Below are 20,132 nucleotides of genomic sequence, written 5' to 3' on the forward strand. Positions count from 1 at the left end.
ACCATGAATTCTCTAAACAAAGAAAACTATTTAAAAGCACTCTTTCATCTTAAAAATAATCAAGATGAAATTACTGTGAATGAGCTCAGTAAAGTTTTGGATATCAAGATGCCGAGCGTTAATAGTATGATGAAAAAATTCGCTCAAAAAGGATGGGTCATTGCAGAAAGTTACAAACCTATTATCCTAACGGCCAAAGGACATAAAGAAGCCGCTTTGGTCATTAGGAAGCACCGCCTTACCGAAATGTATTTGGTTGAAAAAATGGGATTTGGTTGGGAAAATGTTCACGAAATAGCCGAACAACTAGAACATGTACACTCCGAAGCCTTTTTTGATAAAATGGATGAACTGCTTAACTATCCTAAAGTAGACCCCCACGGCGAACCAATTCCTGATAAAAATGGTGCTATCATTAAGCAAAATTTGATTCCCCTTACCGACTGTAAACCTGGGACTAAAGTCATTTTAAAAGCCGTAAAAGTAGACACCGAAGATTTCCTCAATTTCCTTAATGACAGAAATTTAAGTTTAGGAAGCAGTCTAGAAGTGATAAAACAAGAAAGTTTCGACCAATCGATGATGGTTAAAGTCGGCGAACATCAATATTCCCTCAGCCAAACTGCTTGTCAAGCTCTTTTAGTAGAATTGGATTAAGTTTAATCGTAAGTTTTAGAGGAATCTTTAAGCAAACTTTGAAGTTCTGAAAGTTCTTTTTCGCTTAAATCTCGCCATTGTCCTACGGGTAAATCCAAATGAATGTTCATAATTCTGAGGCGTTTAAGTTTTTTTACTTCGTAGCCTAGATATTCGCACATTCTTCTAATCTGACGGTTAAGCCCTTGTGTTAAAACAATTCGGAATTGCATGGTGTCTATTTTCTCAACCTCGCATTGTTTCGTTATCGTTCCTAAGATAGGGACCCCCGCACGCATTTTTTCAAGAAATTGAGATGTAATCGGCTTATTTACCCTTACTAAATATTCCTTTTCGTGGTTATTTCTCGCTCTTAAAATTTTATTAACGATATCGCCATCAGAAGTGAGCAATATCAACCCTTCACTAGGTTTATCCAGTCTTCCAATAGGAAATATTCTTTTGGGATGGTTGATGTAATCTACAATATTATTTTTCTCGCGTTTGGTATCAGTAGTACAAACAATCCCCACAGGCTTATTAAAAGCGATATAAACTGGCTTTTCATTAGGCTCACGAATCAATTTTCCATCTACACGCACTTCGTCTTCATCCGAAACTTTTGTGCCCAGTTCAGGTACTTTTCCATTAATGGTAATTCTGCCTTGTTCAAGGATTCTATCGGCCTCCCTTCTAGAGCAAAAGCCCACTTCCGAAAGGTATTTATTAATTCTTATTTTTTCCAAAACCTCGTTATAATTTTTTGTTACTATTAATGGTGATACCGTAAGAAATACTTAATATCCAAGTGTGCTCCATCAACATTTGGTCTTCTATATAAATCTCAAATTTTTGCCCTAATTTCTTATAGATAGAGTTATCAAACTTACCAATGCCTAAGCGTAAAAAACTGGCATCATCTATCAAAGAATGGTTAAACTGTTTGCCATATTTTAAAGTGATATAGCCAAACTCTAAATCTGAGGGATTCGTTACAAAGAAATAAGAATTTAAAGTATAATACATTAAGTGATAATTCGGCTCTGCGTAGCTATATCTTACGCCTCCCGATAGCCCCAACCATGATAAAGGCTGATAACCTGCTTCAGCATCAAAACCATAAGTAAATGTAGATTCAATAGGTTTTTGATAAGGATCGTTCATATCATTTTTAGATAAAAATATATTTGCACTTACACCCGTTTGCACATTAAAAGAAGTAAAAAAGTTTAGTTTCTCTAGCTTGGTATCTTGAGAAAATACCAGAGCAAATACAAATAGTAAAACTGTGGATAAAGTAGCTTTATTCATAGTCTGAAAATTTAAAATGATTAGATAGATAATCAGTAGATGCTTCTTCAATATGATAATCGCCAATTTTTGTGCGTCTTAGATTGGTAAGATAGGCTCCTACCCCCAATGCCTGCCCTATATCATGGGCTAAACTTCGGATATAAGTCCCTTTGGAACAGCCCACCGTAAAACGAACCAATGGCAAATCCACCTCAACCTCATCAATAAAAAATATAGTGGTTTTTCTAGATTTCATTTTTACCTCCTTTCCTGCTCTAGCCAAATTATAGGCACGCTCACCATCTACTTTAACGGCTGAAAATACTGGTGGCGTTTGGTCGATTTCCCCTACAAAAGATTGAAGCGTTTTTTCAATTTGCTCTTGCGTAATACCGCTAATATCTTGTGGTAAAATTTCGGGTTTTTCGGTGTCGTAAGATTCAGTTTGCATACCTATTTTTATTTCTGCTCGGTATTCTTTAGGTGCGTTTTGGATTTCAGAAATTTGCTTGGTCGCCTTTCCCGTACATACAATTAAAAGTCCTGTGGCTCTCGGATCTAATGTTCCTGCGTGTCCTATTTTTATTTTTTTAAGCTTAAATTCTCTTTTAATTTTAAACTTAATTTTATTGACGGCTTGAAAGGAAGTCCAGTCCAAGGGCTTGTCAATCAATAGGATTTGTCCTTCTTGTAGGCTTTCTAAATTCATCATTCGTATGACTTTATCTCGTTTTGTAGTCCTTTTTCTTTAAGAATACGATCTAAATATAGCCCTCTAGTACTGTTTTCTCTTTGGTAAGGTGCAAAAATGGTAGCTACCGCGTTATAATCTTCATTGAGTTTTTTAAGTTGCTGCTCTTGTTCTGCAGTGAGTTTATCGTTATTAAAAAAAGATTCATTAAAAATTTTGAGTTCCTGTACCGCAATATTTTTATTTATAATAGCTTCTTCATCAACATTGTAGGTGCAGATACCATACACGCCATTAATATAATAATGCCATTTTTCTTCAGCTAAAGTTTCAAAATTTTTCTTGATTAATTGCTTGTTTGTATCAAAAAGTTGAGGATAAAAATCTTGTTTTTTAAGGATAGCTTTCAGAAGGTTTCCTTTAAAATTATGTTTTACTTGCTTAGGACTTAAGGGGGTATTTTTTAATTTCAAAAGTAGCTTGAGTGTAGCTTTTGGGAAGTATTTTTCCTCTCTTTTAACTTGATAGACATCATTAAGAGGAGATGAAATATCGATGGTTTTCAGTACCTTGTAAGAGTAATCAGGGACGATGTTTTGAGTAATCATTTGCTTGATTTCATCAGTACTGAATTTAGTTTGTTCGGCTAAATCTTCTAATTCAATATAATTTTGGATAATATAGCGGAGGTTAATATCTTTAGTATTCATTATTTTTTACAATTTAATTTTTTATAGCAATAAAGTAAATTAATAATACCAATCCTACAATAATTCTGTACCATCCCCAAGGTTTAAAACCAAACTTTTTAATTACTCCGATAAAAAATTTAATGGCAATTACCGCTATTACAAAGGCAATTAGATTACCCATTAAAAATAACTTTAGATTATCGCCTTGCATAAGCATTTCATAGCCTTTTTGCTCTATACCTAAGTAGTCCCATTTCTTAACAAACAACGAGTAAACTGTAACGGCCAACATTGTAGGTACTGCTAAGAAAAACGAAAACTCTGCTGCTGCTTCTCTGGAAAGTTTTTGCTGCATACCTCCAATAATAGATGCAGCACTACGGCTTGTCCCTGGCATCATGGCTAGGCATTGCCAAAACCCAATGGTCACCGCTTTTTTTATGGTAATATCTTTCTCTGAATAGATTTCTGGATTTTTAAACACTTTATCTATAAATAAAAGTACCACGCCACCCAAAACCAAAACAATAGCAATAGGAATAGGGTCGCCTAAAATCCCCTCTATATAATCATCAAAAAAATACCCTAAAACTAGGGCAGGAACTACTGCACATGCTAATTTGATGTAAAAGTTAAAGTTTTGAAAATTAAAGAATTTTTTCCAATACAAAAATACCACCGCTAAAATAGCTCCAAACTGTATAGATACTTGGAACATTTTAACAAACTCATCTTCTTGAATCCCAAAAATAGAGCTGGTAAAAATCATATGTGCCGTAGAAGATACGGGAAGGTATTCCGTAAGTCCCTCGATAATTGCAATAAGAATTGCTTCTAATGTATTCATAGTCTGTTAATTTAAAAGTCAATCCCGAATTTTGGAACTGACTTATAAGGTTATATCCGTTTAAAATATTATTTTTTCCTTTTTAAGATGGCAAAAACTTCTACCACAAATCCTGCAATGACCAATAATGGGGCAATACGAATCCTACGAATAGAAAAGATATCCTCGTTCCAATAATTCGGATCGAATTTACCTTCTGGGGTAGTATTCGCACCAGAACCCATCATTAAAATAAAGCCTAAAACTATCAAGATTAAGCCTATCAGCATCCAGCGGTAGTTGGCTTTGCCAAAGTAAAAGGTATTTTTGGGCTGAGCCGTTTCTATATTTTTATTTTTCATAATCTTTCTTTTTTAAATACGACTCATTAAGAATAATACAAATCATCAATATTAGACCTTAGGAACCTCCAAGTCGCAAAAATGGTACTCAGTACCGTAATTAAAATTCCCACTCCAAATACAATCCCTACCAATTGCAAATATTGATTGGTATCTTGTACGAAAGGTGTTCCAATCTGGCTTGTAAAATAATACCACACGCCAAACAAAGCTAATAATCCCAGCACTGCCCCTACAATTCCTAAGATAACGGCTTCAATAATAAAGGGTTTTAAAATAAATCTACGCTTAGCACCTACCAATTGCATTGTTTTAATGATAAAGCGCTTAGAGAATATTTTAAGGCGAATAGAGTTATTAATCAACACAATAGCTAATACGAGAAACACCAATGAAAATGCTAAAATCCAAGTTAAAATTCGATTAAGATTATTATAGACATCAATCATTAAATCGCTATTGTTTTTTACATCTACAATGCCTGGTACTTTGGAAAGTTCCTCAACCACGCCCTCAATTTGTTCTGGCGAAACATAGTCTGGCTTTAGCGACACCTCTACCGAAGCAGGGAAAATATTTTCATCAAACAACGCATCGGTATCTACCCCCATACTTTTTTTAGCTTCAATAGCCGCTTGCTCCCTAGAAATATAAGTCGTTTTTTTAACGAAAGGTAATAGTTTTATCATCTCCACAGATACCTGCTCTTGCTTGGCAATTTTAGCAGAATCTTTGGCATCATAATTTTCAGAAAAAAAAGCGTTTACTACCAGTTGCTCTTTGATATAGTCCGAATATTTTTGTGCATTAATCAGTATAAGCCCGAAAAGCCCTACTAAAAACAACACCAACGCAATACTAATTGCTACGGTAATATTACTGGATCTCAGCCTTCTTTTGTTAAAGTCGTCTACTGTTTTAGCCATTAAATCAAATTTTTCGTCAAAAATAGAAAAAATCTTCCGAAATTTGCCACAGATTATTATAAAATCGTTGTTAATAAAATCATAAAAAACACCTCATTTTGACAGTAAGAGCCAAAAAACACCTCGGACAGCATTTCCTAAACGATGAAAATATCGCAAAAAAAATTGTGGATAGCCTTAGCCATCAGCATTATAATATTGTGCTAGAGGTGGGTCCAGGGATGGGCGTACTCACAAAGTATTTATTAGAGCAGCAGACAGAAACTTTTGTCGCAGAAATAGACCAAGAGTCCATCACCTATTTAAAAAGTCATTATCCTAAATTAGAACCACACCATTTCGTAGGGGATTTTCTAAAAGCCGATTTTAATCAACTATTTAATGGACAACCCATAGCCGTGATTGGGAATTTCCCTTATAACATCTCTTCTCAGATTTTATTTAAAATTATAGAACATTATACTCAAATTCCAGAAATGGTGGGCATGTTTCAAAAAGAAGTCGCAGAAAGAACGGCTGCTCTGCCCCGCACCAAAAGTTATGGTATTTTATCTGTTATGGTTCAGGCTTATTATGATGTAGACTATCTCTTTACGGTTCACGAAAATGTCTTCACCCCACCACCAAAAGTAAAATCTGGGGTAATCAAACTTACCAGAAACCCAAAAGAAGGTTTAGCAGGAAATGAAACCCTCTTCAAAAAAATTGTAAAAGCAGGATTTAACCAAAGGCGTAAAAAATTAAGTAACGCCTTGAAAGTATTGGGTATCCCCGAGTCTCTATTAAATCATAATTTCTTATCTTTGCGGGCTGAAGAACTCAGCGTTGAGGATTTCATTAACTTCACTTTAGAGTGGAAACTTGCTCAATAATCATTCCCTAACACTAAAATTGCCCTACTGTGATTGATACTCTGCCAACCAAAGACTTATTAAAAACCTTCATTAAAGATAAAAATGCTAAAGAAGTAGCAACACTACTTTCCGAATTGGAAGCACCTGATGTAGCCGCTATTTTCGAAGATTTAGATGATGAAGAGCAGCATTTTCTATACGACATCATGGATAATGAAAAGTCGGCAGAAGTACTCTTAGAAATTGATGAGGACGATAGAAAACACTTTTTAAAAAGTCTTACCACACAGGAAATTGCAGATGAAATCATCAACGAGATTGACTCCGATGACGCCGCAGATATTATCGCAGAGCTACCCGAGCACCAGCAAACAGAAATTATCCAACGCATAAACGACGAGGAACACGCCCAGAGTATCGTAGATTTATTACGATATGATGAAGACGAAGCGGGTGGATTGATGGCTACGGAATTGGTAAAGGTAAACCAAAATCTATCCATTATTTCCGCAGTAAAGGAAATGCGAAAGCAAGCCGAAGATTTAGAAGAAGTTTACTCTATCTATGTGGTGGACGACTATGATAAACTCTTAGGATTGTTAAGCCTTAAAAAACTCCTTACCACCTCATCTTCCACCAAAGTTTCCGAGGTTTACAACCCAAAAATTCGTTCGGTGATGGATACCGATACTGCCGAAGAAGTGGCAAGGTACATGCAGAAATACGACTTGTTTGAAGTTCCCGTAGTAGACGCCAGAGGGAATTTAGTCGGGCGAATCACCATTGACGATGTAATAGACTTCATCACCGAGGAAGCAGAAAAAGACTACCAATTGGCATCGGGTATTTCGCAAGATGTGGATTCTACGGATACCATTTTTTCACTAACCAAAGCACGACTGCCATGGCTATTTATTGGTATGGTAGGCGGATTAATTGGTTCTCAGGTTTTACAAGGCAATCAAGACGCTTTACAAACTGTCCCCGCCTTAATGTTTTTCGTTCCATTGATTGCTGCCACCGCAGGAAATATTGGAGTACAGGCTTCCGCTATTATTGTACAAGGTTTAGCTAATGATACTTTAGGGAAAGACACTTTTAAAACTTTAATTAAAGAAGTCAGTGTATCAGCCGCCTCTGGTGTGATTTTGGCATTAATTATTTTGAGTTTCAATCTCTTTATCAACAAACACGAAATGATGGTTTCTATTGCTATTTCGGTATCTTTATTAGCCGTTATTTTAGTCGCTGCGGTTATTGGAACTATTGTCCCTATTGTACTAAATAAAAACAAAATAGACCCCGCTATTGCCACAGGTCCATTTATTACAACCTCTAACGATATTTTAGGCGTACTGATTTATTTTGGTATTGCCAAAGTATTGTTGCATATTTAATTAAAACCTCTACCCTTCCATTATATTAGGTTAAAAATTGCCTACCTCATTCATTTGTTTTAACTTTGCACAAACCTAAACTAATGAGTAAAAAAAATACCAAATACATCTTCGTAACTGGTGGTGTTACCTCTTCTTTAGGCAAAGGCATCATTTCATCATCATTAGGCTTATTGCTAAAATCTAGAGGCTTCAAAGTAACCATCCAAAAGTTAGACCCTTATATCAATATCGACCCTGGAACACTTAATCCCTACGAGCATGGCGAATGCTATGTAACGGAAGACGGTGCAGAAACCGACCTTGACCTCGGTCACTACGAGCGTTTTTTGGACTCTCCAACTTCTCAAAACAATAATGTAACCACTGGGCGTATCTATCAAACCGTGATAGAAAAAGAAAGACGCGGCGATTTCCTTGGTAAAACAGTGCAGGTTATTCCACACATTACCAATGAAATTAAACGAAGAATCAAAATTCTTGGTCAAAAAAATTACGATATCATCATTACAGAAATTGGAGGTACCGTAGGCGATATAGAATCCTTGCCTTATATAGAATCGGTAAGACAACTGAAATGGGAGCTTGGGGAGCAAAACTCTATGGTGATTCACTTAACGCTATTGCCTTATTTGGCTGCAAGTGGCGAACTTAAAACCAAACCCTCACAGCATTCCGTAAGACAATTGATGGAAAGCGGTGTACAAGCCGATGTATTAGTCTGCCGATCTGAACATAAAATCCCTAAAGATGTACGCGCTAAACTCGCACAATTCTGTAATGTTCCAAGCGACAATGTGATAGAGTGTATGGATGCCGATACCATCTACCAAGTTCCAATTGAGCTTCAAAAACAACATTTTGATGATGTAGTTTTAAAGACGCTTAATCTTAAAAATGATACCCCAGCAGATTTAAAAAACTGGAAAAACTTTTTAAAGAAATATAAAAATCCGAAAAAGAAAGTAGAAATTGCTTTAGTTGGAAAATACACTTCGCTACAAGATTCTTATAAGTCTATCGCCGAAGCCTTTATCCATGCAGGAGCAGATTTAGAAACAGAAGTTAACCTTAGATGGGTTTATAGTGGCAATATCTCAGCAGACAATGTTAATGAGCTTTTCCAAGGTATTGATGGGATGCTCATTGCCCCAGGATTTGGTGATAGAGGCATCGAAGGAAAAGTGATAGCGGCACAATATGCTAGAGAAAACAAAGTTCCTTTATTAGGGATTTGTTTGGGTATGCAAATCATTACCATAGAGTTTGCAAGACATATATTAGGTTTAGAAAAAGCCAATTCTATGGAATTTGATATTAATACCGATGCGCCCGTTATTTCTCTTATGGAAGAACAAAAAAATGTAGTAGAAAAAGGGGGAACTATGCGTTTAGGTTCATGGAAATGTAGCCTTAAAAACAATTCGCAACTTGCCAATATCTACGGTTCTAAAAACATTTCGGAACGCCACCGTCACCGTTATGAGTTCAATAGCGACTACCAAAAAGAGTTTGAAAACCACGGATTGGTGCCTACTGGGTTTAATCCTGATACCACACTGGTAGAAGCGGTGGAGTTGAATGACCATCCGTTCTACATCGGGGTGCAATACCACCCAGAATACAAAAGTACCGTAGCCACGCCACACCCATTATTTAAGGCTTTGGTAAAGGCTGCCACAGACTATCATAACAAAAAATAGTCTCAAAATTAATTAATTGCTAAAAAAATACTAAATTCGCAGTCCGAAATTTTTTTAACCTTAATATTTCGGCTATGAAAAAATAATCATTATGATGCAACAAAACAACGGAATAGATAAAAATCAAATTATAGGATTTATTTTCTTTACCCTATTTCTTTTAGGGGTGATGTTTTATTTCCAAAAGCAACAAACCGAAGAGGTAGAAGCCATAGCTAAAACAGAACAAGCCGCTCCTAAAGCTAAAGCCACCAATGTAACGCCCGCTAAAAACATTAATCCTGTAACGGATAGTACAACTATCGAAACCATCAGCCTTAAAAATGAAAAAATTTCGGTAGAAATTAACGGGTTGGGTGGACAAATTTCATCCGTTATGATGAACCAATACAAGGCGTATAATAAAAAGACCAATGAAGATGATTTGCCTTTGTATTTGTTCAGCAAAAACAATTCTAATTACGGATTTCAGTTTAAGGATAAAACGGGCAAAGTCATCAACACCAAAGATTTGGTATTTACGCCTCAAGTTAATGGCAATGCAGTCACAATGACGGCTAACGCCAATGGGGCTACCGTTCAATTTACCTATACGCTAAAGGGCTACGAAGTAGATTTCCAAGTGGCAACACAAGGGTTATCTAAAATTGTAAGTGGCGACCATGCCAACTTTATTTGGAATTATCGCCCAAGAGAATTAGAAAAAGGACGCTCCCAAGAGCAAACCCACACCGAATTCAACTATGCTTTTAGCAATTATAGCAAAACCGATTATGATGGGCGTACCACCATGGAAGAACCTGATGAAACGCTTAACTGGGTTTCTATAAAACAGCAGTTTTTTGCACCGATTATAGAATCTAAAACTGGATTTAAAAATTCCCATGGTAGCCAAGAAATGATAGAAGAAGGCGAATACCTTAAAAAGTTTGATTTTGATGGTCAGGTCGCATTATCTGGTGGCGAGTTCAATCAAAATTTCACTTGGTATTTCCTACCATTAGACTTAGACTTATTGAAATCTTACGATAAAAACTTCGATGAAATTTTACCATTAGGTTGGTCATTTATCGGTTGGGTCAATCGTATTCTATTCATACCAATGTATAATATGATTTCTTCTTGGGGCATCGCCGCAGGTTGGGTGATTTTCTTAATGACGATTTTCGTTAAGATTGTTCTATCGCCAATTATGTACAAACAACATAAATTGAGTGCGATGATGAAGGTGATTCGTCCAGAAATTGAAGAAGTTAACGCCAAATACAAAGATGCCGACCCTATGAAACGCCAGCAGGAAGTGATGTCGGTTTATAGAAAAGCAGGGGTAAATCAATTGGCAGGCTGTCTACCAGCCTTGTTACAAGTGCCTATTTTCTATGCCCTATTCCGCTTCTTCCCGAATATGATTGATTTAAGAGGTAAAGGATTTTGGTTCGCCACTGACCTTACCGCTTATGATGATGTGATAAAACTACCATTCCATGTTCCGTTCTTAGGTGACCATTTAAGTATTTTTGCATTGGCGTGTACCGCAGTATTATTGATATACACCATGCTGACCGCAGGAAATATGCAACAGCCGACACAAGAAGGCATGCCGAATATGAAGCCATTGATGTACATCTTCCCTGTGATGTTCTTATTCTTCTTAAATTCGGCGGCATCTGGACTTTCATGGTATTATTTTGTATCTAACTCTATTAATATTGTCATTATCTTAGTCATTAAAAATTGGATATTAGATGAAAAAACCATCCATGCTAAAATCCAAGCCAACAAGGCAAAACCTAAGAAAGAAGGCAAATTCCAAAAGAGAATGAGAGAAATGATGGAAAAAGCCCAAGAGCAACAAAAATTACAAGAACAACAAAGAAAGAGAAAGAAATAATCTTATAGAGATTGTTCCATTTAATATGAGAGTGCTTTTATGGCACTCTCTTTTTTTATTAAAACCTAGATTAAAAATCGTATAACTCAATATATTTTCCGATTTTTGCAACTAAAATCAACCATTTTGAGATACGCCATTAAATTTTCTTATTTCGGTAAAAACTATTTCGGTTATCAAATCCAACCGAAGCAGATTTCTATTCAAGAGGAACTAGAGCATGCACTCTCTACCCTACTTAGAAATCCTATCAAAATAACGGGGGCAGGGCGTACAGACACAGGTGTACACGCCAAAATGATGTGGGCACATTTTGATACAGAAACGAATATAGATGAAAATGAACTTACAAAAAGACTCAATCGTTTTTTATCACCAGATATTGCCATTAAGAAAATCATTCCTGTCAATGCCACATTTCATGCAAGGTTTGATGCCACTTATAGAACTTATGAGTATTATATTAGTACAGAAAAAAATCCTTTTGTGCAGGATTCTGCATGGATGTATCATAGACCGCTGAATATTGATTGGATGAACGAAGCTTGTAACATATTATTTGAATATGAGGACTTTACCAGTTTTGCTAAACTCCATACCGATGTAAAAACCAATCTTTGCACCATCTATAAAGCCCATTGGGAAAATAAAGGTGATATTCTAAAATTTACCATTTCTGCTAATCGGTTTTTAAGAAATATGGTACGGGCGATAGTGGGAACAATGGTGGAAATTGGCTCTGGAAAAATAAAATCCAATGATTTACACGATATTATTAAAAGTCAACATAGAAATGCAGCGGGTTCCTCTGCCCCTGCACAAGGTTTATTTCTGGTAGAGGTAGGCTACAATTGGGAAAAAGCACTAAATTTGGAATCTTAATCACATGAAAAAGCAAAATACTTGGGGATTAATTAAACGCTTGTTCTTTATTGGAATAAAAATTCGCCGATGGTTTATCATGGCATTTATCGTTTCAATCGCTTTGGCTATTACTTCTACTTACCGTCCTATATTGACCAAAAATGTGGTGGACTACGATATTATGCAGAAAAGGGATGCTACCCTACTCATCCACGATATTTATTGGTTAATCGGTTTGGTATTTTTGGAAACTTTACTGAATTTTTCGCTTGTTTTTCTATCCAATTATATTTCGCAGAATGTAATGCGCGACATTCGAGAGCGGCTCTACCATAAATTGATTTATTTTAAAACTTCATTTTTTGATAAAACGGCTATTGGTCAATTAGTCACGCGTGCCGTAGGCGATGTAGAAACCATTGCCACAGTCTATACCGATGGATTTTTAATGGTCTTTGGCGATGTGCTAAGGATTATCATGGTCCTAATTGCTATGTTTAATGTGAATACCCAGTTGAGCTTTATCGCATTGGCAATATTACCTTTAATGCTGGTGATTACCCGATTTTTTCAAAAGAAATTAAAAAAAGCCTTCGGAGATGAACGCCATTGGACTTCTATCCAAAATTCCTTCGTTCAAGAACGCCTTTCGGGCATGTTCATTATCCAAGTGTTTAATAGAGAGCAAGCGGAATTTAATAAGTTTGAATCCATTAATGCCACCCTAAAATCGGCTCTATTGAGAACCGTATTTTATTTTTCATTATTCTTTCCTGTTGTAGAACTGATATCCTCTGTATTCATTGGATTGATACTATTCTATGCAGGATACAACGCCCTCTACAACCAAAACGCTACCCCTGGGGAAGTGATTGCCTTTATCCAATTTGTAAGCATGCTAATTCGTCCATTAAGACAAATTGCCGACCGTTTTAATAATATTCAAAGAGGTTTGGTAGGAGCAGAGCGTGTGCTAGGCGTTATAGACCAAGACGAAGCCATGCCCAATAAAGGTACCCATATTCTATCCGATGTAAAAGGTAAAATTGAGTTCGACCAAGTTCATTTTTCCTATGATGATAAACAAGAAGTTTTAAAAGGGATTAGTTTTAAAGTTAATCCTGGGGAAACCGTTGCCATTGTAGGGGCTACGGGGGCTGGAAAATCAACTATTATCAGTCTAATTACCCGTTTTTACGATGTTAATTCTGGTGCAATTAGATTAGACGGTATTGACCTTAGAGATTATGATTTATACAGTCTAAGGCAGCATATTGGGGTGGTATTACAAGATGTTTTTTTATTCCACGGTAGTATTTTTGAAAATCTAACTTTAGGGGACGATAGTATTACGCTAGAACAAATCCGCACAGTTGCAAAAGATATAGAAGTAGACGAATTTATCGAAAGTCTTCCGAATGGCTATCAGTATGTGGTAAGTGAGCGTGGTTCCTCTATTTCATTGGGACAAAGGCAATTATTGTCTTTTCTTAGAGCTTACCTAACCAATCCTAAAATTCTAATTTTAGACGAAGCCACCTCCTCCATAGACCACGAAAGTGAAAAACTTATCCAAAAAGCAACGGAAAAGATTACAAAAAACAGAACCTCTATCATCATCGCTCATCGACTTTCTACCATAGAAAATGCCGATAAAATCATCGTGATGGACCAAGGACGCATTGTGGAAATCGGTACCCATCATGAATTGCTTAATCAGAAAGGCTATTACGCCACGCTTTATCAGTCGCAATTAAAAAGTGAGGGATAGTAACTTTTTAGAAAATCACATTAGTTCATATATTTGAAGAATAGAGTTTACAAAGAACTATATATTTAGATTTATAGCAAGTAACCTATTATCTCTTTTTAATAATTTTTGCAAAATTCATAAAAAAATATTATATTTGGGTAATTAATAAAATGAATAAAAACTAAAACTTAATTTCTATGCAAACCTATAAGATTGAAAACCTACCCGAATACTTTAAAACCTACAAAAAGTCTATTAAAAATCCTAAAAAATTCTGGGATAAAGTGGCAGATGAAAACTTTGTATGGTACCAGCGTTGGAGTAAAGTGGTAGAATATGATATGCACAAAGCCAAAATCAAATGGTTTAAAGGGGCTAAACTCAACATCACCAAAAACTGTATCGATAGACATCTTTCCGAAAGAGGTGATAAAAATGCCATCATTTGGGAGCCCAACGACCCCAAAGAACCTACCCAATACATTACTTACAACGATTTGTACGAGCGTGTGGGTAAAATGGCGAATGTCCTAAGAAATCAGGGTATTGGGAAAGGCGACCGCGTATGCATCTACCTACCTATGATTCCAGAACTGGCGATTTGTATGTTGGCGTGTGCTAGAATTGGTGCCATCCATTCTGTAATTTTTGCTGGATTTTCGGCTTCTGCGGTAGCCTCTCGTGTTAACGATTGCGAAGCTAAAATGCTAATTTGTTCAGATGGCAGTTATCGTGGTAGCAAAGTCCTCGACCTTAAATCTATTATTGATGAAGCAACACAAAACACCCCAACGATTGAAAAAATATTAGTCGTAAAGCGTACCAACAATGAGGTCCATATGAAAGAAGGACGAGACCTTTGGCTAGAACCTCTTTATAATGAAGCACCTGTAGACAATATTCCAGAGATTATGGATGCTGAAGATCCGCTATTCATTCTTTATACTTCTGGCTCTACAGGAAAACCTAAAGGGATGCTACACACTTGTGCAGGCTATATGGTGTATTCGGCGTATACTTTCAAAAATGTATTCGACTATAAAGAAAACGACATCTATTGGTGTACTGCAGATATTGGTTGGATTACAGGACACTCTTATATTCTCTATGGTCCATTAGCCAATGGTGCCACAACGGTTATTTTCGAAGGTGTACCAACTTATCCACAGCCCGACCGTTTTTGGGAAGTTGTAGAAAAACATAAAGTCACGCAATTCTATACTGCGCCTACGGCGATTCGTTCTTTAGCTAAAGAATCTTCGGAATGGGTAGAAAAACACGATTTATCTAGCCTTAGGGTAATTGGGTCTGTAGGAGAACCTATCAACGATGAAGCTTGGCATTGGTACAACGACCATGTAGGGAAAAAGAAATGCCCAATTGTAGACACTTGGTGGCAAACCGAAACCGGAGGCATTATGATTTCGCCGATCCCTTATGTTACGCCTACTAAACCAACCTACGCCACCCTACCATTACCTGGAATCCAACCCGTGTTGATGGACGAAAAACGCAACGAAATCACAGGAAACCAAGTGGATGGTAGCCTTTGTATCCGCTTCCCATGGCCAGGTATTGCTAGAAGTATCTGGGGCGACCACGAACGCTATATCCAAACTTATTTTTCTGCTTTCCCAGGGAAATATTTTACTGGGGATGGTGCTTTAAGAGACGAAGTGGGCTACTACCGTATTACAGGGCGTGTAGATGATGTAATCATTGTATCTGGACATAACTTGGGTACAGCACCGATAGAAGACAGCATCAACCTTCACCCCGCCGTTGCCGAATCTGCAATTGTAGGCTATCCACACGAGGTAAAAGGAAATGCCTTGTATGGCTATGTGATTCTAAAAGATGCAGGCGAAGGTCGTGATAAAGAAAACCTAAGAAAGGAAATCAACCACCTCATCACAGATACTATTGGACCAATTGCTAAACTCAACAAAATTCAGTTTGTATCGGCATTACCTAAAACCAGAAGTGGTAAAATTATGCGTAGAATCCTCAGAAAAATTGCCGAAGGCGACTTCAATAGTTTTGGAGACACTTCTACCCTACTTAATCCAGAAGTGATTGATGAAATCAAAGACGGAAGATTAGATTAAGATAAAATACTTTAAAACCGAAAGCCATCTCAAATTTGAGATGGCTTTTTTACAATCTTATAGGCAAAGATTAATCCACAATACTATTCGGTATAATTCCCGTTTTGGTTTTATGAGCCACTTCACCACTTTCGTTAAAAAATACCGCTTCACCTTTAGAAACATAATCTTTAGCATCTAATCCTACAGCAAATAAATTACCTAGTTTTCCGATATGATAAAAAGAAGTATCATCTACTTTTTTAGATTTCGTTAAATCACTTCCTACTGGCGCTTTGTGCAATTTTCCATCAACCAAAAAGAAATACGACTGATTGACTCTTACAATTTCGCGAATGCTTTCTTTTTTATCCGTAGTGCTTACCCAATCGTATGTTTTTTCCACGCCAGAACCCGTCAATGTCCAGATGCTCCCATCCACCGTTTGAGTATAGTTCCAGTTGGCATCATAAGTACCATCACCACTACAAGTAATCAACACACGGTCGTTTTCTACCGCAAAACCATTTGGTTGCATACCCACAGTATAATATTTTTCTACCGACTGACTTGCAGGGTTGATGACGGCTACTTTGTTATTTTTTCCCCAACCTCCTTGTAGCAAGGCATAGACTTTATTTTGAAAATTAAAAATACGCTCTACTCCAAAATCTACCGAAATTTTTCCTAGTTCCTTTAAAGTTTCATAGTCTAAAACCAAAATATAATCATCGGTATTATCCGAACCAGAACCCCAATTGGTCACAAATAATTTTCCATTGGATACGGTAGCATATCTCGGATTGCTTAGATTTGTTGTTACCTCCCCTTCTTTCTTTAAAGTATAGCGATTCACTTTAATCAATTTATTACTACCATTCATCACGATATACAAATCGTCGCCATAGCGAAATGCCGATTGCGAAGTATCACCCAAAACTTCTTTATTCACTTTCTGATAAGTTTCTTGTTCAGTTTTAGAAAAATCGTAATTGGTATAGGTAAGGCTACCATTATTTTTACCAAAGCCTCCTTCGTTTAGGACTAAAAAGCCATTTTCATAATCGCCTTTTGGCTCGTAGATATCCTCAGTTCGGTTACAAGCAACCATTACTGCCGCTACGGCTAAAATACTTAGTGTTTTTTTCATAATATATTATATTTAAAAAGTTGTTTTTAAGTTAAGGTAAAATTGACGCCCCGGCATAGGGTAACCTTGCATCATATTATAATGTTGATTGGTCACATTCTTTGCTTCTAAACTAATGATTTGTTGGGTATTTTTAATGTTGAATTGATACGCCAAATGGGCATTAAATAAGTGATATTCGGGTAAAAAATCGCTATGGTCATTGGTGGTTGGGCGTTGCCCCGTAAAGAAATGGGCACATCCTACTTCCCAATTTTTCCATTCAAATTTCAAATGGTTATTATAATTCCACAATGGTGTATAAAGCAAAGAAAAGCCAGTATTTTGATTAAGAGTTTCGGTATAAGCAAAGGTATTACGAAGTTCTACCCCCACATTCCCCAAAGAATATTGGTGCTGCGTATGGAGACTTGCCCCCTTAGTGACCACAAAATAAATATTAGATGGCGTCCAAAACCCAGAGGCATTAGGATACCATAAAATCCAATCTTTAACTTCGCCATAATAACCCGCTAAATCCATTTGAAATAATGGTAAAAGATGATAGCTAACGCTCACCTCACCCATATGCCCTTTTTCGGATTTTAAGTGGGGATTACCACCTTGCTTCCAAAACAAATCATTAAAAGTGGGGGTACGATAGGCATTGGCGTAAGAGGCTTTTAGTTGTAAGTTGTCGGTTAGGTTGACCTCTAGCCCTACATCATAGGTAAAAGGAATATTAAACCACGAAGAAAAAGATTTCCGAATTTGAGCATTGGCTAATAATAAACCTATTTTCCTTTGGTAATTAATAAAAGTATGAAGTTCTTTCAATGGATTGACCTTAAGATAATCGCCGCCACCAGACACATATTTGGACTGCACCCCTGCTTTTAGTGAAGATTGTTTCCCTTTCCACGAGGCATAATAATTCAAAAAATAATTATCCGAAAAACTCACCGACCCTTGTTCCTTAGCAGTCATCCTAAATTTAAAAAACTCTTTAGTATAGGCGGATTGCACTTGATGTTGAAAATTATTTTTATGATAAAGCCAAGACCACTGCACTCTTGTATTTTGGTCATCTTGAATTTGTTCCGTTTTTGGTAAAGCCTCCGTGGCTCCTACATGACGATTGCCCCACTGGTTCCAAAGATTAAAACTCAATAGATGGTTCTCATTGATGCGATATGCCGAATTAAGATAGAGATGAACAACATTAAATCCAGAGTTTTCAGTCATTGCCTTTTTTCCAAATTTATCTTGAAATTCAAACTCGTTTTTTGAGCGCAAATAATCTAAACCAACATTTAATGCATAATGTTTATTGCTTTTATCCACTGAAAATTGATGTCGGCTAAGTCCAAAACTTCCCATTGTTTGCTGACTGGTGATTAAAAATTCATTCTTAAAATTAGGTTGATACTCCAATGCAAACAAACCGCCCAAAGCACCGCTCCCAAACCCACTACTTCCAGAGCCACTGCGATAGCTTAACCGATTGCCCAATAACTGAATCATATTGGCATCCACCTGACCATTAAGACTGGAATTAAGCGGAATTCCTTGCCATAGAACTACATTTTGAGCCGCAGATAATCCACGAACTGATAAAGAACTTAAGTTTCCAAAGCCATAATCTCGAATTGCGACTCCCATAGCTTCTTGAAGACTTTCTGATAAAAATAAGTTGGAGGATTTTGGTTTAATAATCTTATATTGATGCCCAACGGAAGACTGCTCTGGCGATAACATTTGTATCGACACTGTATCTATCAACACCTCTTGTTGCTGAGCTAAAACCGAAATGGAAAGCAGAAAACTGCTGATTAGTAAATAAAATTTCATCATAATTAAAAGCCTTTTCCGCCGAAAGTTTTTAAACCTAATTTAATTTTGGCAGGTCTCCTGGTTTTCATCGTTGGCAATCCCTTCTCGCTGACGCAATGGTTTATGATTACTCACTTTGGATGATGATTTACAGTTGCGGGGACAGCTTGGGCATCGCACCCAATTCCCTTTTAATTTAGAACTTTAACACTCTAAAACCAAAACTGTTGCAAATATAAACTTTTTCTCTAGATTTAGAATAAAGAGTTGAGTTTTGAATGACGAGAAACAAATGGCTTGATGCTTTAAGCATGAATTTTAAATAGCGTCCTATTTAGAAAAAATGAAAATTATTTAGGACAACATAAGTTTTAAATAGAGGGTGGTTTCAAAAAAGACGAATTAAAGTATAGTCGATTGATTTTTTGTACCATTTCTTGGTAGTATCCCATAAACTGTGTAAGTTAAAGAGAGGTTTTGAAAACTAGTTTTCAAAACCTCTNTTTAACTTAATTTGCAATTTTAAACATGATTTAGATATGATAGACAAAAATGAACTTTTAAACAGTAAGGAATTTTATAAGTCCTTCAAGAATGGAGAAGACCTAAACTCTTTCTTCAAAGANCTACACAAGAAAGCCATAGAGCATATGCTTTCGGCAGAACTTGACGCTCATTTAGACAATGAAAAACACGAGAAAACCAAAGATGGTAACTACCGCAACGGGTATGGTAAAAANACTATAAAAACTTCCTTTGGAGAAGATGAAATTCAAGTCCCTAGAGATAGAGAGGGAAGTTTTCAACCTATGTTAGTTCCTAAAAGGCGTAATATAGCCAAAGGCTTGGAGAATGTGATTATTTCTTTGTATGCCAAAGGGATGAGCGTAAGTGATATTGAAGAGCAAATCAGTGAGATTTATGATTTTCAAGTGTCTACTTCTACCATTTCACGAATTACGCAGACCATTACCAATGAAATGGTGGCTTGGCAAAATAGACCTTTAGACCATTTGTATTTGATTGTTTGGATGGATGGTATTGCTTTCAAGGTTAGGGAAAACTCTAAAGTCATCAACAAAACCATTTATCTTGCTGTAGGACTCAATAAAGAGGGGAAAAAAGAGGTTTTAGGTATGTGGTTGGGCAAGAATGAGAGTGCTGCCTTTTGGATGAGTGTATTGACCGATTTAAA

At 36.5% G+C, this 20,132-nt stretch carries 18 protein-coding genes and 1 riboswitch; of the genes, 9 read left to right on the forward strand and 9 right to left on the reverse strand.

What is annotated here, in order from left to right:
* The first annotated feature begins 3 nt into the window (after positions 1-3).
* The gene (locus tag C237_RS0109015) at positions 4-657 is read left to right on the forward strand and encodes a metal-dependent transcriptional regulator (protein ID WP_018676173.1); all 654 of its coding nucleotides are present in this window, start codon (positions 4-6) and stop codon (positions 655-657) included.
* A gap of 2 nt (positions 658-659) precedes the next feature.
* On the opposite strand, the gene rluF is transcribed toward C237_RS0109015, so the two are convergent.
* The 7 genes from rluF to C237_RS0109050 form a co-directional block, all read right to left on the reverse strand.
* Complete coding sequence (rluF, locus tag C237_RS0109020) at positions 660-1,382, reverse strand: 23S rRNA pseudouridine(2604) synthase RluF (RefSeq protein WP_018676174.1); 723 nt, start codon at positions 1,380-1,382, stop codon at positions 660-662.
* Between the two features lie 7 nt (positions 1,383-1,389).
* Positions 1,390-1,947 carry a hypothetical protein gene (locus tag C237_RS0109025; RefSeq protein ID WP_018676175.1) on the reverse strand — a complete coding sequence of 186 codons (558 nt, stop codon included), beginning with the start codon at positions 1,945-1,947 and terminating at the stop codon, positions 1,390-1,392.
* Positions 1,940-2,638, reverse strand: a complete 699-nt coding sequence (gene truB, locus C237_RS0109030) for a tRNA pseudouridine(55) synthase TruB (protein ID WP_018676176.1) — start codon at positions 2,636-2,638, stop codon at positions 1,940-1,942. Before truB ends, C237_RS0109025 begins: the two co-directional genes overlap by 8 nt.
* Positions 2,638-3,330 (reverse strand): DUF6058 family natural product biosynthesis protein, encoded by a 693-nt coding sequence (locus tag C237_RS0109035; RefSeq protein ID WP_018676177.1) that lies wholly within the window; start codon positions 3,328-3,330, stop codon positions 2,638-2,640. Before C237_RS0109035 ends, truB begins: the two co-directional genes overlap by 1 nt.
* Positions 3,331-3,343: 13 nt before the next feature.
* Positions 3,344-4,159 (reverse strand): undecaprenyl-diphosphate phosphatase, encoded by an 816-nt coding sequence (locus C237_RS0109040; RefSeq protein WP_018676178.1) that lies wholly within the window; start codon positions 4,157-4,159, stop codon positions 3,344-3,346.
* Between the two features lie 68 nt (positions 4,160-4,227).
* A complete protein-coding gene (locus tag C237_RS0109045) occupies positions 4,228-4,500 on the reverse strand; it encodes a DUF3098 domain-containing protein (RefSeq protein WP_018676179.1) in 273 nt (90 codons plus the stop codon).
* Between the two features lie 26 nt (positions 4,501-4,526).
* The gene (locus C237_RS0109050; RefSeq protein ID WP_018676180.1) at positions 4,527-5,426 is read right to left on the reverse strand and encodes a cell division protein FtsX; all 900 of its coding nucleotides are present in this window, start codon (positions 5,424-5,426) and stop codon (positions 4,527-4,529) included.
* A 98-nt stretch (positions 5,427-5,524) separates the two neighbouring features.
* On the opposite strand from C237_RS0109050, the gene rsmA reads away from it, so the two are divergent.
* The 7 genes from rsmA to acs all read left to right on the forward strand — a co-directional run bounded on the left by rsmA (position 5,525) and on the right by acs (position 15,996).
* Complete coding sequence (rsmA, locus tag C237_RS0109055; RefSeq protein ID WP_018676181.1) at positions 5,525-6,298, forward strand: 16S rRNA (adenine(1518)-N(6)/adenine(1519)-N(6))-dimethyltransferase RsmA; 774 nt, start codon at positions 5,525-5,527, stop codon at positions 6,296-6,298.
* 29 nt (positions 6,299-6,327) lie between these two features.
* Positions 6,328-7,677, forward strand: coding sequence for a magnesium transporter (gene mgtE, locus C237_RS0109060; RefSeq protein WP_018676182.1), 1,350 nt, complete (start codon positions 6,328-6,330; stop codon positions 7,675-7,677).
* 83 nt (positions 7,678-7,760) lie between these two features.
* A complete protein-coding gene (locus C237_RS0109065) occupies positions 7,761-9,380 on the forward strand; it encodes a CTP synthase (protein ID WP_018676183.1) in 1,620 nt (539 codons plus the stop codon).
* A 91-nt stretch (positions 9,381-9,471) separates the two neighbouring features.
* Positions 9,472-11,271: a membrane protein insertase YidC gene (gene yidC / locus C237_RS0109070; protein WP_018676184.1), complete on the forward strand. Its 1,800-nt coding sequence runs from the start codon at positions 9,472-9,474 to the stop codon at positions 11,269-11,271.
* A 126-nt stretch (positions 11,272-11,397) separates the two neighbouring features.
* Positions 11,398-12,153 carry a tRNA pseudouridine(38-40) synthase TruA gene (gene truA / locus C237_RS0109075; RefSeq protein WP_018676185.1) on the forward strand — a complete coding sequence of 252 codons (756 nt, stop codon included), beginning with the start codon at positions 11,398-11,400 and terminating at the stop codon, positions 12,151-12,153.
* Positions 12,154-12,157: 4 nt separating this feature from the next.
* A complete protein-coding gene (locus tag C237_RS0109080; protein ID WP_018676186.1) occupies positions 12,158-13,906 on the forward strand; it encodes an ABC transporter ATP-binding protein in 1,749 nt (582 codons plus the stop codon).
* Between the two features lie 179 nt (positions 13,907-14,085).
* A complete protein-coding gene (acs, locus tag C237_RS0109085) occupies positions 14,086-15,996 on the forward strand; it encodes an acetate--CoA ligase (protein ID WP_018676187.1) in 1,911 nt (636 codons plus the stop codon).
* A 70-nt stretch (positions 15,997-16,066) separates the two neighbouring features.
* Here acs and C237_RS0109090 read toward each other — a convergent pair whose 3' ends face one another.
* Positions 16,067-17,125, reverse strand: a complete 1,059-nt coding sequence (locus C237_RS0109090; protein ID WP_018676188.1) for a YncE family protein — start codon at positions 17,123-17,125, stop codon at positions 16,067-16,069.
* Between the two features lie 12 nt (positions 17,126-17,137).
* On the reverse strand, positions 17,138-18,958 hold the full coding sequence (locus C237_RS0109095; protein WP_018676189.1) for a TonB-dependent receptor plug domain-containing protein: 1,821 nt from the start codon (positions 18,956-18,958) through the stop codon (positions 17,138-17,140).
* A gap of 30 nt (positions 18,959-18,988) precedes the next feature.
* Positions 18,989-19,175: riboswitch (cobalamin riboswitch) on the reverse strand.
* A 301-nt stretch (positions 19,176-19,476) separates the two neighbouring features.
* Here C237_RS0109095 and C237_RS0109100 point away from each other — a divergent pair.
* Positions 19,477-20,132, forward strand: a 656-nt coding sequence (locus C237_RS0109100) for an IS256 family transposase (protein WP_018676190.1), incomplete at its 3' end; no start/stop codon positions are given.

Source organism: Riemerella columbina DSM 16469, assembly GCF_000374405.1.
Taxonomy (GTDB): domain Bacteria; phylum Bacteroidota; class Bacteroidia; order Flavobacteriales; family Weeksellaceae; genus Riemerella; species Riemerella columbina.

Excerpts from the sequence above, each read along its gene's own strand:
- C237_RS0109045 (WP_018676179.1), bottom strand. The coding sequence starts at position 4,500 with ATGAAAAATAAAAATATAGAAACGGCTCAGCCCAAAAATACCTTTTAC.
- C237_RS0109095 (WP_018676189.1), bottom strand. The coding sequence starts at position 18,958 with ATGATGAAATTTTATTTACTAATCAGCAGTTTTCTGCTTTCCATTTCG.
- C237_RS0109090 (WP_018676188.1), bottom strand. The coding sequence starts at position 17,125 with ATGAAAAAAACACTAAGTATTTTAGCCGTAGCGGCAGTAATGGTTGCT.
- acs (WP_018676187.1), top strand. The coding sequence starts at position 14,086 with ATGCAAACCTATAAGATTGAAAACCTACCCGAATACTTTAAAACCTAC.
- C237_RS0109035 (WP_018676177.1), bottom strand. The coding sequence starts at position 3,330 with ATGAATACTAAAGATATTAACCTCCGCTATATTATCCAAAATTATATT.
- C237_RS0109050 (WP_018676180.1), bottom strand. The coding sequence starts at position 5,426 with ATGGCTAAAACAGTAGACGACTTTAACAAAAGAAGGCTGAGATCCAGT.
- C237_RS0109065 (WP_018676183.1), top strand. The coding sequence starts at position 7,761 with ATGAGTAAAAAAAATACCAAATACATCTTCGTAACTGGTGGTGTTACC.
- yidC (WP_018676184.1), top strand. The coding sequence starts at position 9,472 with ATGATGCAACAAAACAACGGAATAGATAAAAATCAAATTATAGGATTT.
- C237_RS0109025 (WP_018676175.1), bottom strand. The coding sequence starts at position 1,947 with ATGAATAAAGCTACTTTATCCACAGTTTTACTATTTGTATTTGCTCTG.
- truB (WP_018676176.1), bottom strand. The coding sequence starts at position 2,638 with ATGAATTTAGAAAGCCTACAAGAAGGACAAATCCTATTGATTGACAAG.
- C237_RS0109015 (WP_018676173.1), top strand. The coding sequence starts at position 4 with ATGAATTCTCTAAACAAAGAAAACTATTTAAAAGCACTCTTTCATCTT.
- C237_RS0109040 (WP_018676178.1), bottom strand. The coding sequence starts at position 4,159 with ATGAATACATTAGAAGCAATTCTTATTGCAATTATCGAGGGACTTACG.
- C237_RS0109080 (WP_018676186.1), top strand. The coding sequence starts at position 12,158 with ATGAAAAAGCAAAATACTTGGGGATTAATTAAACGCTTGTTCTTTATT.